Origin of the sequence: Fulverythrobacter fulvus (genome assembly GCF_037154085.1) — a bacterium.
GTDB classification, from domain to species: Bacteria; Pseudomonadota; Alphaproteobacteria; order Sphingomonadales; family Sphingomonadaceae; genus Andeanibacterium; species Andeanibacterium fulvum.
Map to the genome: position 1 here is coordinate 920,380 of NZ_JBANRM010000001.1, position 13,857 is coordinate 934,236.

Below are 13,857 nucleotides of genomic sequence, written 5' to 3' on the forward strand. Positions count from 1 at the left end.
ATTGCCCCCTTGGCACTTCGCGCAGGACGAGCCGGTCCCCGCGAAGGAAACGTTAATTTGCAGATAACCGTTTCTACACCAGCGGCTCGTTGCGCCGCAACGCACAACCTGCTCCGTCGCACGGGGGACCAATCCGGTTTGGATGAATTACAGACGATTGTATTTGTGCATTTTTGGCCGAAACTCGCCTCGAAAAGGAACATTTCCTACTTCGATGAGCGCAGCATTCGCGGCCCCGCTCGGGTTCCGAAATCCACTTCCAAATCACTTCAAATCTTCGAGTCGATTCGAACCGAATATTGCGCGCGAGACATTGATTTCGACAAAATGCAAATTTTGATGTGAACATATATGTATATTCGCGAAGCGTGTTCGTCCGCATATCTGCAATATTCAGGCGCAGCCCTCTCACCCGGTTCCGCTTGTAACTTTCTCGTCTCTGGCGCAAAGGATCGGAAAGGTTGCCGTCGCCGCAATCCTGCGGCAACGGCGCAAGGATGTCTGATCGGAACTCTATCTCGTGAGTAGCGACGCGATTATCTCGCACGAACCGGCCACCGGCGTGGAACTGTGGCGGGGCCTGCCAGGCGATGTTGACGAAACCGTAGCCCGCGCCCGGCGCGCATGGCCCACCTGGGCCGCCCTGCCCCTTGCCACCCGCATCGAAATGGTCCGCCGTTTCGCCAATGAAGTGCGCAAGGCCAACGAGGCCTTTGCCGAGCTGATCGCGCGCGAGACCGGCAAGCCCTTGTGGGAAACCCGCACGGAAGTGGAAGCCGTGATCAACAAGGTCGAGATCTCGATCCGCGCCTATGCGGAACGGACCGGCCAGCGCAAATATGACAGCGCCCTGCAGGGCACCCAGGCGCTGCGGCACAAGCCGCATGGCGTCATGGCGGTGCTGGGGCCCTATAATTTCCCCGCTCACCTGCCCAATGGCCACATCGTGCCCGCGCTGATCGCGGGCAACGCCATTGTCTTCAAGCCGAGCGAAAAGACCCCGGCGGTGGGCGAGTTCCTGGTCGGCTGCTTCCACCGCTCCGGCATTCCCCCCGAAGTGGTGCAATTGCTGATCGGCGGGCCGGAGGAAGGCAAGGCGGTCGTCTCCCATCCGGGGATCGACGGGGTGCTGTTCACCGGTTCCGCCAATGCCGGAATCGCGATCAACCGCAAGCTGGCGGCCAATCCGGGCAAGATTGTCGCGCTGGAAATGGGCGGCAACAACCCGATGGTACTGTGGAACACGCCGCTGCTGGACGATGTCGCGGTGCTGGTGGTCCAGTCTGCCTTCACCACTGCGGGCCAGCGTTGCACGGCGGGTCGGCGACTTATCGTGAAGTCCTCGCTCTATGACGAGGCGGTAGAGAAAATCGCCAAGCTTTCCGACCGAATCGTGGTGGGCGCACCGTTCGACGATCCCGCCCCCTTCATGGGGCCGGTGATCGATAACAACACCGCCGATCAGCTGACGGAGAGCTTCCTCTATCTTATGTCGCAGGGCGGCAAGCCGATCCGGCACATGCGCCGCAAGCAGGACGACCTGCCCTTCCTCTCGCCCGCGATCATCGATGTGACCAATATTCCCGAACGGCCCGATATCGAGTTGTTCGGTCCGCTGCTGCAGATCGTGAAGGTCGACGATTTCGACGAGGCGATCGCGGAGGCGAACAATACGCGCTTTGGCCTCTCGGCTTCGCTGCTCGGCGGCACGCCGCAGGATTACAACCGCTTCTGGGCCAATATTCGTGCGGGGATCGTGAACTGGAACCGGCCGACCAACGGCGCCTCATCCGAAGCGCCGTTCGGCGGCGTCGGCCTTTCGGGCAATCACCGCCCGGCGGCCTTCTATGCGGCGGATTACTGCGCCTATCCGGTGGCCAGTGTCGAGATGGACCAGCCGCGCGCCAGCGTGGGCGTGGGCTTCAAGCCGAACTGAGGGGAATACGGGGGCGCCCTGCCCCCGCCCCGTCAGCGGCCGTTCGTCACCAGATCGACTTCAGTGCCGCCCTTGGCCAGAGGGCGGGCATAGAGCACGAAGGACGCCTTGCCCTTCACGCCGCCCAGAACGTCGTCGCCATCTTCCTTCACGCGCTGAGCGGTGAAGCCGCCGGCAGCGGCGCGCGTGTAATAGAAATCGATCACTTCATCGAGCGGGATGGCGGTGACGTAGTTGACCACGCGCAGCGCGCAGCTGCCTTCATCGGTGCCCGCTGCTTCCTGCACGGCGCCTTGCGGATAGACCGGGAAGGCTGCGGGCAGCTTTGCCGCCCATTCCATCGTATATTGGGCGCGATCGGCGCAATTGCCATTCCCGCCCGGTGCGGCGGCGGCACGGCTTGCCACCGCCAGCGCCGAGCCTTCGGGCAGTTTGCCCGACACAGGCTGGGCCGCAGGAGCTTTCTTGAGCTTGCCGGGCCCGCCGACCAGTTGCAGTGCTTCGCCGCGAGCGCGCTCCATCGCTTCCGGGCTGGTCATTTCCGGCGGAAGCGCACCGTCGCGCAGCCCGGCCGAGACAGCGGAATTGGCCCTGTTCTGCCCGGCCAGATCGGGATCAACCATGATTTCGTCGCCCAGCGCGGAAGCGAGCTCCGCATCTGCGGTGCCTTCGGGCGTCTCCGCCTTGTCATCCTTGCCACCACAAGCCGCGAGCGCCAGCGCGGGCACGACGGCGAGAAGCAGGAACGAAGGCGTGCGTAGCATGGTGTGGATTCTCCGCAGAAAGGAAGTTGAACGGTGTAGATGGTTTGCCATCTTTGCCGAGGCGGGATCACAGCCATGTCCCGCAACGGGAAATTCCTGCATGCAATCGTTGCGCTTGGCCAGCCCTGCCAGGGCCGGGCGCCGCCGCCACAGTTCTTTGAGAAAGTCACCCTGACCGAAAAAGGCTAGGCGCCCGTCCCGGCTCATGCGTACCGGGAGGGCGCCTATGTATTGGTCTCGCGGGGGACACTGCGGAGACCCTAGGCCGGCCAGGAGCGGGGGAGACTACCGGCCCGATGTGCGGACCGCCCTCTCGACGGTCCAGTTTTGCCGGCCTTGAATGGGGCTGGCCGGCAAGCATCTGTTTACACCCTCGATTCTTAACGGAGGACAACCGCGCAATTCCGCCTGAACTGCATGCAGGACGTGAGACTTGCAGCCGCTTGCCACCCCACCTAAACCCCTGCCCGAACAAGCAAACGAGGCGGCAAGCGCCCGGGAACAGCAATCGCATGGCGACCGACTCGCAGCACCCTCACCGGATCGACGGGCTGGCCTTCGCGCTGGGATCCCATGCGATCTGGGGCATCATGCCGCTCTATCTCGGGCTGGTGCACGATGTGCCCTCCATCGAATTCGTGGCCTGGCGCATCATCTTCACTCTGCCCCTATGCGCCGCCGTGATCGCCTGGCGCGGGCAATGGGGCGAATTGCGCGCCGCCTTTTCCCAGCGCAAATCCGTTCTGGCCCTGCTGGGCAGTTCGGCGATGATCGGGATCAACTGGGTGCTCTACGTCGTCGCCATCCAGACGGACCACGTCTACGCCGCCAGCCTGGGCTATTACATCCTGCCGCTGGTGATGATGCTGCTGGGGCTGCTGGTGCTGAAGGAACGGCTGAGCGGCCCGCAATGGGGCGCGGTCGCGCTCGCCGCGGTCGGCGTGGCTCTGCTGGCCGCCGGCGCTCTCAGTACCTTGCTGTTCAGCCTGACTATGGCCGTGACGTTCGGCCTCTATGGCCTGATCCGCAAGACCGTGAATGTCGGCCCGATCACGGGGCTGATGGTGGAGACCCTGCTGTTGATCCTGCCTGCCATCGCCATCGCCGGATATTATGCAGCGCAGCCCGCCGGTTCGTCCATGGCGCAAGGCTGGGGCCTTGCGGGCGCCATCGCGCTGGGCGGGCCGATGACGGCAGTGCCGCTGATGCTGTTTGCCACGGCAGCCCGGCGGATGGACTATACGCTGATCGGCTTCCTGCAGTTCCTCTCGCCCACCATCGTCTTCCTGCTGGGGCTGTTCTGGTTCCACGAGGAGTTGAAGCCTGCCCAACTGGGCTGCTTCGTATTGATCTGGGCTGCCATGGCCCTGTTCGTGTGGGATCTGTTCCTGCGGCGGCGAAGAATTCCTCGCCCCGCCTGACGTCTCAGCTTCTGACGCCTTAACCCGTGAAACCTTAACCGACGAAACGCCAGCCGAGCGTCTGCCCGCCATGGAACGGCACGAGCGACGTACCATTGGCGTCAACCACCTCGGGCACTTCGACCGGTGCCTTCTCCAGCGTCACCGTGCCTTCGTTCAGCGGCAATCCGTAGAAGCGCGGGCCATGTTCCGAAGCAAAGCCCTCGAACCGGTCGAGCGCGCCTTCTTCCTCGAACACGGCCAGATAGCTCTCCAGCGCGAATGGGGAATTGAAGATGCCAGCGCAGCCACAGGCAGCTTCCTTCAGGTGGCGGGCATGCGGCGCCGTATCGGTGCCGAGGAAATATTTGGGCGAGCCGCCCGTCGCCGCGCGGCGCAGCGCCAGCCGGTGCTTCTCGCGCTTGGCGACCGGCAGGCAATAGGCATGCGGGCGAATCCCGCCCACCAGCATGGCGTTGCGGTTGATATGGAGATGCTGCGGCGTGATCGTAGCCGCGACATTCGGCCCGGTCGCGTCCACGAAGGCGACCGCTTCCTCGGTCGTCACATGTTCGAGCACGACCTTGAGTTCCGGTAGAGTGCGCACGAGATCGGCGAAAATCTGCTCGATGAACACGGCTTCGCGGTCGAAGATGTCGATCTCCGCATCGGTCACTTCGCCATGGATCAGCAGCGGCATGCCGATGTCCTGCATCTTTTCGAAAACGGGCAGGAGATTGGCGACATTGCTGACTCCGCGCGCGGAATTGGTCGTCGCATTGGCGGGGTAGAGCTTGGCGGCGGTGAACACACCTTCGGCATGGCCGCGCGCCAGTTCTTCAGGATCGGTATCGTCGGTGAGATAGGCCGTCATCAACGGTGTGAAATCCATGCCTTCCGGCAGCGCGGCCATAATGCGTTCGCGATAGGCGACCGCATCGGCGACATTGACCACCGGCGGCGTAAGGTTGGGCATCACGATCGCACGGGCGAACTGACGCGCCGTGTAAGGCAGCACGCCCGCCAGAACCGCGCCGTCGCGCAGGTGAACGTGCCAGTCGTCGGGGCGGCGGATCGTGATAATGGTGGAGTCGGCCATGCCTGCCCCCTATCGTTTCGCGGCCCGCGCCGCTAGCAGCTTCGCATGAGCGAGGAATGCAACAGCGAAACGCGTGACTGGGAAGCGGAGCGTCGCCTGGTGGAAATCCATGCGGGGCCGGAGCGCATCGAGTGGATCGCGGCCAGCTACCGCCGGCTCACCGGGCGCGATCTCGTTCCGCCCTGCGCGGATGTCGCGAGTGCGCTGTGGAATGTTCCCGCAGTAGTTGTCGCCCATGGGACCGAGGCCGATCCCATCTTCTTCTACGCCAATCGCATGGCGCTTACCCTGTTCGAGTTTCCGGCCGCCGAGTTCATCCAGTTGCCTTCGCGCCTTTCCGCAAAGCCGCTGGCCCGCGACGAACGCGCGCAAATGCTTGCCCGGGTAAGCGAGCATGGCTTCATCGACGATTATGCGGGAGTGCGCACCGCCCGATCCGGAGGGGGCTTCCGGATCGAGCGGGCGACTGTTTGGAACCTCTTCGACCCGAAGGGCTCCGCTGGCGGGCAGGCGGCCCGGTTCGACCGCTGGCGCCCGCTAGATCTCTAAAAGCGTTCGGCCGCCGCTCAGGCGGTTTTCCGTTCGCAGGTGGCGCAGCCTTCCGCCTGACAGAAGATTGCCCAACGCGCCAATTCCTCGAAGCCGACCGGCCGGATGAAATTCAACCCGGCAACATTCAGCTGCGACCAGCGCACCACCGCCTTGCGTGGCTCCATCCCCGGCAACATCACGGTCACCTCATCTCCGGGGCGTACCGTGGGAATCACTGCCTTGATGCCGCGCTGGGAGATGTCTTTCACCTCCAGCTTGATGCGGACATCGCCGAGCAGCGCTTCTCCGTCGCACTGGATCGGAAGGCGCGGCGCCCGATTTAACTGGCTCTCGACATGGGTACTGCCCATGTTCTTGAGCGCAGCGGCCAGATCGATTTCCTCATCGAACTGGACACCGATCTTGCCTTCCTTCGACCAGGCGACCTTGCCGCTCACCACATGGCCAGGCATGAACTGCACGCTCACCACCTCGCCAGTGGCGAAATCCGCATAGGCCACACCCATCATGCCGCTGGGCGAAAGATTGCGCAGCAGGCAGAAGCCGGTGAAGCCCTCGGCCTCAAGCAATACCGGACGATAGACAGCAGTTGTTCGACCATCCCTGCGACGATCGTCCGTATCCTGCCCGTCTGTCTGGCTTGCTTCTGATTCCATTCCTTGTCGTTTAATCACGCGATTGAAAAGCTCAGCGCCCATATTGGTTCCCCCCAATTTGAGGCAACACATCCCAAAGTGATGACAAATCATCACTGAAAAGTTATAACCATCCACTTCAAACACATGCCCGGGCTGCCTTTCACTCTCCGCCAGCTCGAAATATTCGAGCTCCTCTGCAAGTTGCGGAGCTTCCGGCTCGTCGGCGATGAACTGAGAATATCGCAAGCATCGGTTAGCAACCAGTTGAAAGCGCTAGAAAATCAGCTGGGCACGCGATTATTGTCGCGGGAGCCCGGCAAACGGCCTCAGCTCACCAAGGAAGGTGCCGCTTTTTTGGCGGATTTAGGCGATTTCTGGCGCGCGGCAGAGCAGCTTGCCACGCATCGCCGGGCCGGAAATACGCCACCTCCGGGCGAGTTGCGGCTCAGGGTAATGATCGGAAATTACATCCTGAAGGACTGCGTCAGGCCGAAACTGGATGGTTTTGTCGAAGCGCACCCCTCGATTCACCTCGACTTCGTTTCGCCCACGATTTCCGATCTTCCGGGGCAAGTGGTGGAACGGGACCATTACGATCTCGCACTGTTTCAGGAACAGCTCGCCCGCCCGCTGGGGCCCGGCATGCGTGAACTGGCACGGATTCGCTGCGGCGTATTTGGCCATCGCAGTTTTCTGAAAGGCAAGAACCGCCTCCTGACCACCGAAGAGATCAGCGCCCTGCCCTTCGTCCTGCCTCCGGCCGGTACGCCCTATGAGAACCTGGTCCTGTCCCTGTTGGCACAGGCAGGAATCAAGCCGCAGACAGTCGCGGGGCGCACGCAATATTTCGATGTCATGTCCGCCATGTTCGAACGCGGCAATTGCGTGGGCGCCACGCTGGAGCCGATCCTGCGCAACGAGCATCGCAATGTCGCGCTGCTCTATCCGCTCGAGGACTGGCGCCTGGTCTATTACCGCAACCCGCAGCGCAACGAGCCGCAGCTCCAGGCGGTGGAGGATTTTCTCATTTCCTCCGTGCTTGACGATCCATCCTATCCCACCCTTCCCCGACCTGCGGCAGGCGGGCGGCGGAGCATGGCGAAGCTTCTGGGGGATTGATTTTCCCGCCCGCACCGCCACCTACACCCCATGGCACAGACCCGGCTCTTCTCCCGCTCGCTCGTCAGGCTCACTCCGCTGGAGGCAGACGAGGATGTCAGGGGGTTTCTCCAAGGCCTCGTCACCAATGACGTCACCGGGCTATTGCCAGTATGGGCCGGGCTGCTGAGTGCGCAGGGCAAGGCGATGTTCGATTTTCTCGTCTGGCCAGCTGGCGACGGGCTGCTGCTCGATTGCGAGACCGATGCGGCGGAGGAACTGGTGAAGCGCCTCTCGCTCTACCGGCTGAGGCGCAAAATCGCGATCGGGCGCGACGATGCCCATGGCATCCATTGGGAGCCCGAGCCCGGTGACGGTGGCGCGCGCGATCCGCGGATGCTGGCGCTGGGCCAGCGCTGGATCGCCCCTGTTTCCGAAGATGACGAGAGCGCGGACGAGGCATGGCTTGCCCATCGCCTGTCGCTGGGTATTCCCGAAGGCCGTGCCGAACTGGGCGACATTCTGTGGCTGGAAACCAACGCCGCCGAGCTCAACGGCGTGAGCTTCACCAAGGGCTGCTATGTCGGGCAGGAGAATACCGCCCGGATGAACTGGCGCCAGAAGGTCAATCGCAGGCTGGTGGTCGTTCCGCTCGAAAACTCAGATGAAAAGAGACGCAAGGCTGCCTATCCGGCGCTCGGCCTTGCGGTCGATCACTTGCGGGTGGACGATATCGATCCCGCCTTTTTGCCGGAATGGCAGGCTCGCGCGATCGCGGCGGATGGGGAGAATGCGGAGGGTTAATGCCCGCCGGTTATCGCTGGCCGGTGAGTTGAGCCATGAGGAGGGCTTCGGCATGTGTCCTGGCCGAGCCCCGCGGCAAGCCGAGCGATACTGCCATACGCTCGCCCATCAACGCATCGCCCAGAGCCAGCAGCACGAGCGTAAGCGTCGTCTGACGGACAGACGCGGCTTCGTCTTCCCGCACGGCGTCCTGAGGCGTGAGTTCGTCCACCAGCGCGTGGATGGATTCGATCACCGGATCGAGCGCGTCTTCATTGCCTGAAGCGAGCATCCAGCTGGCCAGCGCCCCTGCCCCGCCAATGTCGAAAGCATCGAAAGTCAGGTCCACCACGTCGCGCGGGCTGCCCTCGCCACTGCGGGTAGCACGCACTGCGTCGGCAATGGTTTGGCAAACAGTCTCGGCCAGATAACCACCCAAGGCTCGCTGCAGTCCTGCCGCGGAGCCGAAATGATGGAGGAGATTGGCATGCGTCCTGCCGATCCTGGCGGCCACGGCCTTGAGCGTAACGCTCTGCGGGCCTGCCTCGATCAGCTGCGCGCGCGCGGCTTCCAGCGCGGCAAGCCGGCTTTCCTCGGGAGTCAGGCGTTTCCTCGTTGACATAATAGTAAGCTAATCCGGTGATAATTCGCTCATGTCCGCACCGTTCAAATTCGACCTAGAGGCCCCGGCGCCACTCGGCAAGGATACGGCCACTCCGGCGGATCTGGCAATCCGTCCGCGTGACAGGCGTTTCTGCCGCGGCTCGAAGCCTCAGCGCTGGTGGCTGGACGGCAATCCGGTGGCAACGGCGTGGCACAATTCGCTGTCGGTCGCGTTCCCGGTGGGCGAGAGCTTCTTCATCGAACATGTGAAGGCCCATCGCGAGGGCGTTCCGCCCAAGCTGGCGGCGGAAATCCGTGCCTTCGTGCGGCAGGAAATCAACCACACCCGCGAACATATGGCCTTCAACCGCTTCCTCACCGAGGCGGGCTATGACCTCTCGAAGATCGAACACCGGCTGAACGAGACTCTGTCGGCCACCAAGGGCCGCCCGTGCATCGCCAATCTCGCGGCATCCATGGCACTGGAACACTTCACCGCTATCATCGCCCGCCACACGCTCACTCACCTCGAGCAATACGGCAAGGCGGAGCCGGAAGTCGCAGAATTGTGGCGCTGGCACGCTGTGGAAGAGATCGAGCACAAGGGCGTCGCCTATGACACCTGGCTGCATGCCACCCGCAACTGGACGCGCTTCAGGCGCTGGTGGGTGAAATCGCTGCTGATGATCCTGGCCGGGCGCAATTTCGTGAAGGGCCGGATTCTCGATACGCTGGATTTCCTGGCTCAGGACGGACTTACCGGCTGGAAGTGGAAATGGCGCGTCGGGCTCTATCTTGTCGGGCGCCCAGGCGTGCTGCGCTGCATCTTTCCCGGCTGGCTGGCGTATTTTCTGCCCGGCTTCCACCCATGGAAGACCGACGACCGCGCGCTTATCCAGCTTTATGACAGCGAATATCCGGACGCGGTGATGCCCGATACGGCAGCGCCTTTCCGCGAGGCTTCCGCCGCCGCTTGAGGCGATTTCGCGCGCGAGCGCGACCCCCGCTCACACTGAAGCGAGTTTCAGGGAGAGGGGGTCAGGCCGCTCGCGGCATCATGGCAGGATCGTCACCGCCTACACAGCCATCCAGTTCGGTGACGAACTCGATGGCCGAAAGGTCGGCGCCCCGGCCAAGGCTATGGATCGTGCGGACCCGCCCGGTCGGAACAAAGCCCGCCTTGCGCAGCACGCGCCCGGATGCCGGATTATCGACCGCGTGGCAGCTGTGGACGCGCCTGTGGCCCAGCGAACTGGCAATCGACAGCACTGCCCGCGCCGCTTCCGTGGCGAAGCCCCTGCCCCACCAGTCGCGCGCGATCCAGTAACCGATCTCGAGCCCGTGCTCCTCCTCATGCAGGCCGCAGGAACCGATGATCGGGCTGCCGCCGGCGCCGGGAAGCGTCACCAGAAATGAAGGGAGCCTGGGATTGGCAGGCCGCGACAGCCAGCTTTCGGCGTCTTCCCGCCGATAGGGCCACGGCACCCGGGCAAGATTCCGGACGATCGCCTCATCGGCGATCCGAACCGTCAACTCGCCCGCATCTTCCAGCCAGCCCGGCCTGAGCAGCAATCTTTCGCTACGGTGAAACATGGCATTCTCCTCTCACGCTGCCACGCCCCACTGATTGCGGAACGTGACAGGACTATTGCCGAAAGCACAAGCTTTTCGGCCAAGCGTTGCGAGGGAGACGTGAAATGAAAAGAGGGAGACGGGCTGGGCCCCTCTCCCTCTGACGGCCGGATTCAGACTCCGGCGGGGCCATCCCGTAGGACGGCCCTTTCAATGAACCGTCCGCTTATTCGGCGGCTTCAGCCATTACGTCCACAGAGACGTATTTGCGGCCGAGCTTGCCGTCGTGGAATCGCACGCGACCTTCCGCGAGCGCGAACAGGGTGTGATCCTTGCCCATGCCAACATTGACGCCCGGATAGACGCGGGTACCGCGCTGACGGATGATGATGTTGCCGCCGATCACTTCCTGACCGCCGAACTTCTTCACGCCAAGGCGACGGCCCGCCGAGTCGCGGCCGTTACGGGACGAACCGCCTGCTTTTTTATGTGCCATCTCGTCTTACTCCGTAACTCGGGACTTATTCCTGATCCGCCTTCTTGGCGGCGGGCTTCTTGGCAGCAGCCTTCTTCGGCGCGGCCTCAGCGGCGGGAGCGGCTTCTTCAGCCTTCGGCGCGGCAGCCTTCTTGGCAGCCGGAGCCTTGCCTTCGCCAACGGCGAGGATGCGCAGCAGGGTCATCTGCTGACGGTGACCGTTGCGGCGGCGATAGTTGTGGCGGCGGCGCTTCTTGAACACCATCACCTTTTCGCTCTTCGCCTGGGCGATGATTTCGGCCGACACCGTCACCTTGCCGGCATCGCTCAGTTCACCGCCGTCACCGGCGAGAAGAACGTCACCCAGCACGATCGTGTCACCGGCTTCGCCAGCGAGCTTTTCAACCGCGATCTTGTCTCCGGCGGCAACCCGATACTGCTTGCCGCCCGTGCGCACTACTGCGAACATGGTACCTGCATCCATTCTACTGCTGTGCCGCCCCGCCTTTTAACCGAAATCCGGAAAACCGAATCTCGAGCATTGAGCGACGCGCCGCGCGCCCCCGGAAGGGCGCCGGAAAGATGGGTGCCGTTAGTAGAAGCGCCCCTTCCTGTCAACGCCGCAGAGCCGCATTTCTCAAGACGCTGGAAAGGTATGCCCACCATGCTATGGCTCCGCGCATGACCTCACGCCAGTTTGCCCTGCCCCTCCTTACCGCCGCCGCGCTTGCCCTGGCGGGATGCGCGAAAGACGATGGCGTCTATCCTTCTCTCGCCATCCGCGAGGCGGAACGGGTGAGCGGTGTGTTCCGACCGGTGGAGGCAGAGCCCTTCGTTCCTGCGCCTCAGGGCCCGGAAACGCTGGATCGCGTGCAGCGGCTGCGCAGCGAAGCGCAAGAGACGCACAAGCGCTTCCTGGTCGCGGCCGAAAAGGCGCGCGGTCCGGTGGTCGCAGCACGCGGCGCGACAAATGGCGCCGAACAATGGTCGGTGGCACAGGTGGCGCTGGCCGATCTTACGGGCATCCGCAGCGAAACGATGATCCCGCTGGCCGAACTCGACCTGCTTTTTGTTGAGGGCCAGAACGAGGGAAAAGAACTGGCCGAAGTCGAATCGGCCCGCGCCGATGTCGAAAAACTCATCGCCGAAGAAGACCGGCTGCTCGATTCGCTCAATTCCCAGGTCGCTGACTGACCGCAGCCGTCAGCGCTGCTGCCAACGTGCGAGATCCGAGTGATCTTGCGCACGCGGCTCGATCCAGTGCCAGCCGTCGGCGCGCTTTTCCCGTTTCCAGAACCAGGCATCGCTCTTGAGGTGATCCATGGCGAAATCCACCGCCTCGATCGCGGCCCGGCGATGGCGCGCGGCGGCCACGGCCAGCACGATCGGCTCGCCCGGGGCCAGCACACCCACCCGGTGAGTCAGCAAAATGCCCGCCAACTCGAATCGGGCCAGCGCGGCATCCGCCAGGGCTTCCATGCCCGGCAGGGTCAGCGGCTCGTAATGAAAAAGCTCCAGTGCTTCGCAGCCATCGGTGGGGCGGACCTTGCCCACGAAAGCCGCAACGCCGCCAGCCTCGGCATGGACAGCGGAAAAGGCATCTATCTCCGCGCCGGGATCGAATGGCTCGGCGAGCAGGCGCACATCGCGCATCTCAGCCCCCGCTGACGGGAGGAAGGAAGGCCACCTCGTCCCCATCCTTCGCGGCGAGCGCAGCCTTGTCCTTCAGCAATTCGCCATTGATTGCGATTCGCACCTTTTCTCCCGCCACGGCGGCGGAAAGAGCGGGAGAACTCCAGACTTCCAGCCAGGCGAGCAGATCGGTCCAGTCGACCACGCCATCGGCTTCGGCGAAAATGCGCTCATGCGTACCGGCGAGATCGGCAAGCTTGCCGAGGAAGACGAACTTCACTGCCATCGGATCAGCCGCCCGTCAGCGACATGTGGCGCGGCAGGGCCGGAGCGGAGCCGCGTTCGATGCGGAAATTGTGCTTCTCCGGCTTGATCCGCATCAGCAGATCGAGCGCTTCGGAGAGATTCCGTTCCGGATCGTCAGACCGCAGAGCCGCACGCAGATCCACCTGCTCCGACCCGCCGAGACAGGCATAGAGCTGGCCAGTGGCGGTGACGCGGATGCGGTTGCAGCCGGCGCAGAAATTATTGGTCAGCGGCGTAATGAAGCCCAGCCGCCCGCCGGTTTCGGCCACATCGACATAGCGCGACGGGCCGCCGGTGGTCGCGTCTGTGGGAAGCAGCGTCCAGCGCTTTTCCAGTTCGTCGCGGACAACCGGGAGCGGCAGGTAGTGATCCACCCGCTCTTCCTCCACCTCGCCCAGCGGCATGGTCTCGATCAGCGTGATGTCATGGCCCTGCGCATGGGCCCATTCGATGAGGAAGGGGATTTCCTCCTGATTGAGGCCCTTCAGCGCGACGGTGTTGAGCTTGACCTTCAGCCCGGCCTCGCGTGCGGCGGCAATGCCGCGCAGCACGTCGTTCAGCTTGTCACGGCGGGAGAGGCGCTGGAACAGTTCTCCATCCATCGTGTCGAGCGAGACGTTGATCCGCCGCACACCCGCAGCGGCCAGATCATCCGCAAACTGTTCAAGCTGCGTGCCATTGGTGGTGAGGGTCAGTTCTTCCAGCCCATCGCCCAGCTTGCGGCCCAGCGCGCGAACCAGTTCGATCACGTCGCGCCGCACCAGCGGCTCGCCCCCGGTCAGGCGAATCTTGGTGATGCCGCGATCGATAAAGCCCAATGCCAGCCTGTGCAGTTCTTCCAGGCTCAGCACATCCTTGCGCGGCAGGAAGGTCATCTTCTCCGGCATGCAATAGGTGCAGCGCAGATCGCACCGGTCCGTCACCGAGAGGCGCAGATAGGTGATCCGCCGGTTGAAGGCGTCCACCAGTGGGGCCGAAGAAGTGCTCACGAGTGTCATA

Annotated in this window: 18 protein-coding genes; 8 read left to right on the plus strand and 10 right to left on the minus strand. The window is 63.3% G+C overall.

Going from position 1 to position 13,857, the window contains the following annotated elements; translation table 11 throughout:
- Window positions 1-57: 57 nt before the first annotated feature.
- Entirely contained in the window at window positions 58-345 is a 288-nt protein-coding gene (locus WFP36_RS04445; protein ID WP_336978202.1) for a hypothetical protein, read from the plus strand.
- A 175-nt stretch (window positions 346-520) separates the two neighbouring features.
- Window positions 521-1,936: a succinylglutamate-semialdehyde dehydrogenase gene (gene astD / locus WFP36_RS04450; RefSeq protein WP_336978204.1), complete on the plus strand. Its 1,416-nt coding sequence runs from the start codon at window positions 521-523 to the stop codon at window positions 1,934-1,936.
- Window positions 1,937-1,968: 32 nt separating this feature from the next.
- Here astD and WFP36_RS04455 read toward each other — a convergent pair whose 3' ends face one another.
- The gene (locus WFP36_RS04455) at window positions 1,969-2,700 is read right to left on the minus strand and encodes a hypothetical protein (RefSeq protein WP_336978206.1); all 732 of its coding nucleotides are present in this window, start codon (window positions 2,698-2,700) and stop codon (window positions 1,969-1,971) included.
- Window positions 2,701-3,212: 512 nt separating this feature from the next.
- On the opposite strand from WFP36_RS04455, the gene rarD reads away from it, so the two are divergent.
- Window positions 3,213-4,121: an EamA family transporter RarD gene (rarD, locus tag WFP36_RS04460; protein WP_336978208.1), complete on the plus strand. Its 909-nt coding sequence runs from the start codon at window positions 3,213-3,215 to the stop codon at window positions 4,119-4,121.
- Between the two features lie 34 nt (window positions 4,122-4,155).
- Here rarD and pyrC read toward each other — a convergent pair whose 3' ends face one another.
- Window positions 4,156-5,199, minus strand: coding sequence for a dihydroorotase (gene pyrC / locus WFP36_RS04465; RefSeq protein WP_336978210.1), 1,044 nt, complete (start codon window positions 5,197-5,199; stop codon window positions 4,156-4,158).
- 45 nt (window positions 5,200-5,244) lie between these two features.
- Here pyrC and WFP36_RS04470 point away from each other — a divergent pair, with 45 nt between their 5' ends.
- Window positions 5,245-5,748, plus strand: a complete 504-nt coding sequence (locus tag WFP36_RS04470; RefSeq protein ID WP_336978212.1) for an MEKHLA domain-containing protein — start codon at window positions 5,245-5,247, stop codon at window positions 5,746-5,748.
- A 17-nt stretch (window positions 5,749-5,765) separates the two neighbouring features.
- Here WFP36_RS04470 and WFP36_RS04475 read toward each other — a convergent pair whose 3' ends face one another.
- Window positions 5,766-6,635: a PilZ domain-containing protein gene (locus WFP36_RS04475; RefSeq protein ID WP_336978214.1), complete on the minus strand. Its 870-nt coding sequence runs from the start codon at window positions 6,633-6,635 to the stop codon at window positions 5,766-5,768.
- On the opposite strand from WFP36_RS04475, the gene WFP36_RS04480 reads away from it, so the two are divergent.
- Entirely contained in the window at window positions 6,534-7,508 is a 975-nt protein-coding gene (locus tag WFP36_RS04480; RefSeq protein WP_419716610.1) for a LysR family transcriptional regulator, read from the plus strand. The genes WFP36_RS04475 and WFP36_RS04480 overlap by 102 nt on opposite strands.
- 30 nt (window positions 7,509-7,538) lie before the next feature.
- Window positions 7,539-8,291 (plus strand): CAF17-like 4Fe-4S cluster assembly/insertion protein YgfZ, encoded by a 753-nt coding sequence (ygfZ, locus tag WFP36_RS04485; RefSeq protein ID WP_336978218.1) that lies wholly within the window; start codon window positions 7,539-7,541, stop codon window positions 8,289-8,291.
- Between the two features lie 10 nt (window positions 8,292-8,301).
- Here the strand turns inward: ygfZ and WFP36_RS04490 are convergent, their stop codons facing one another.
- The gene (locus WFP36_RS04490; RefSeq protein WP_336978219.1) at window positions 8,302-8,892 is read right to left on the minus strand and encodes a TetR family transcriptional regulator; all 591 of its coding nucleotides are present in this window, start codon (window positions 8,890-8,892) and stop codon (window positions 8,302-8,304) included.
- 31 nt (window positions 8,893-8,923) lie between these two features.
- On the opposite strand from WFP36_RS04490, the gene WFP36_RS04495 reads away from it, so the two are divergent.
- Window positions 8,924-9,850, plus strand: a complete 927-nt coding sequence (locus WFP36_RS04495) for a metal-dependent hydrolase (protein WP_336978220.1) — start codon at window positions 8,924-8,926, stop codon at window positions 9,848-9,850.
- Window positions 9,851-9,911: 61 nt separating this feature from the next.
- Here WFP36_RS04495 and WFP36_RS04500 read toward each other — a convergent pair whose 3' ends face one another.
- The 3 genes from WFP36_RS04500 to rplU all read right to left on the minus strand — a co-directional run bounded on the left by WFP36_RS04500 (window position 9,912) and on the right by rplU (window position 11,389).
- A complete protein-coding gene (locus WFP36_RS04500) occupies window positions 9,912-10,466 on the minus strand; it encodes a GNAT family N-acetyltransferase (RefSeq protein ID WP_336978221.1) in 555 nt (184 codons plus the stop codon).
- A gap of 205 nt (window positions 10,467-10,671) precedes the next feature.
- Window positions 10,672-10,941 (minus strand): 50S ribosomal protein L27, encoded by a 270-nt coding sequence (gene rpmA / locus WFP36_RS04505; protein ID WP_054530411.1) that lies wholly within the window; start codon window positions 10,939-10,941, stop codon window positions 10,672-10,674.
- 25 nt (window positions 10,942-10,966) lie between these two features.
- On the minus strand, window positions 10,967-11,389 hold the full coding sequence (gene rplU, locus WFP36_RS04510) for a 50S ribosomal protein L21 (RefSeq protein WP_336978701.1): 423 nt from the start codon (window positions 11,387-11,389) through the stop codon (window positions 10,967-10,969).
- Window positions 11,390-11,601: 212 nt separating this feature from the next.
- Between rplU and WFP36_RS04515 the strand changes: the two genes are divergently transcribed.
- The gene (locus WFP36_RS04515; protein ID WP_336978225.1) at window positions 11,602-12,114 is read left to right on the plus strand and encodes a hypothetical protein; all 513 of its coding nucleotides are present in this window, start codon (window positions 11,602-11,604) and stop codon (window positions 12,112-12,114) included.
- Window positions 12,115-12,123: 9 nt separating this feature from the next.
- Here the strand turns inward: WFP36_RS04515 and WFP36_RS04520 are convergent, their stop codons facing one another.
- The 3 genes from WFP36_RS04520 to moaA are packed head-to-tail and all read right to left on the minus strand — an operon-like array spanning window position 12,124 to window position 13,856.
- Window positions 12,124-12,573 (minus strand): molybdenum cofactor biosynthesis protein MoaE, encoded by a 450-nt coding sequence (locus WFP36_RS04520; protein ID WP_336978227.1) that lies wholly within the window; start codon window positions 12,571-12,573, stop codon window positions 12,124-12,126.
- A gap of 1 nt (window position 12,574) precedes the next feature.
- Complete coding sequence (locus WFP36_RS04525; protein WP_336978229.1) at window positions 12,575-12,838, minus strand: MoaD/ThiS family protein; 264 nt, start codon at window positions 12,836-12,838, stop codon at window positions 12,575-12,577.
- 4 nt (window positions 12,839-12,842) lie between these two features.
- A complete protein-coding gene (gene moaA, locus WFP36_RS04530; protein WP_336978231.1) occupies window positions 12,843-13,856 on the minus strand; it encodes a GTP 3',8-cyclase MoaA in 1,014 nt (337 codons plus the stop codon).
- Window position 13,857: the final 1 nt, after the last annotated feature.

What these genes read in the sequence shown, in the direction of transcription:
- WFP36_RS04455 (WP_336978206.1), bottom strand. Translation starts at nt 2,700, where the DNA reads ATGCTACGCACGCCTTCGTTCCTGCTTCTCGCCGTCGTGCCCGCGCTG.
- rarD (WP_336978208.1), top strand. Translation starts at nt 3,213, where the DNA reads ATGGCGACCGACTCGCAGCACCCTCACCGGATCGACGGGCTGGCCTTC.
- pyrC (WP_336978210.1), bottom strand. Translation starts at nt 5,199, where the DNA reads ATGGCCGACTCCACCATTATCACGATCCGCCGCCCCGACGACTGGCAC.
- WFP36_RS04470 (WP_336978212.1), top strand. Translation starts at nt 5,245, where the DNA reads ATGAGCGAGGAATGCAACAGCGAAACGCGTGACTGGGAAGCGGAGCGT.
- WFP36_RS04480 (WP_419716610.1), top strand. Translation starts at nt 6,534, where the DNA reads ATGCCCGGGCTGCCTTTCACTCTCCGCCAGCTCGAAATATTCGAGCTC.
- ygfZ (WP_336978218.1), top strand. Translation starts at nt 7,539, where the DNA reads ATGGCACAGACCCGGCTCTTCTCCCGCTCGCTCGTCAGGCTCACTCCG.
- WFP36_RS04490 (WP_336978219.1), bottom strand. Translation starts at nt 8,892, where the DNA reads ATGTCAACGAGGAAACGCCTGACTCCCGAGGAAAGCCGGCTTGCCGCG.
- WFP36_RS04495 (WP_336978220.1), top strand. Translation starts at nt 8,924, where the DNA reads ATGTCCGCACCGTTCAAATTCGACCTAGAGGCCCCGGCGCCACTCGGC.
- WFP36_RS04500 (WP_336978221.1), bottom strand. Translation starts at nt 10,466, where the DNA reads ATGTTTCACCGTAGCGAAAGATTGCTGCTCAGGCCGGGCTGGCTGGAA.
- rpmA (WP_054530411.1), bottom strand. Translation starts at nt 10,941, where the DNA reads ATGGCACATAAAAAAGCAGGCGGTTCGTCCCGTAACGGCCGCGACTCG.
- rplU (WP_336978701.1), bottom strand. Translation starts at nt 11,389, where the DNA reads ATGTTCGCAGTAGTGCGCACGGGCGGCAAGCAGTATCGGGTTGCCGCC.
- WFP36_RS04515 (WP_336978225.1), top strand. Translation starts at nt 11,602, where the DNA reads ATGACCTCACGCCAGTTTGCCCTGCCCCTCCTTACCGCCGCCGCGCTT.
- WFP36_RS04520 (WP_336978227.1), bottom strand. Translation starts at nt 12,573, where the DNA reads ATGCGCGATGTGCGCCTGCTCGCCGAGCCATTCGATCCCGGCGCGGAG.
- WFP36_RS04525 (WP_336978229.1), bottom strand. Translation starts at nt 12,838, where the DNA reads ATGGCAGTGAAGTTCGTCTTCCTCGGCAAGCTTGCCGATCTCGCCGGT.
- moaA (WP_336978231.1), bottom strand. Translation starts at nt 13,856, where the DNA reads ATGACACTCGTGAGCACTTCTTCGGCCCCACTGGTGGACGCCTTCAAC.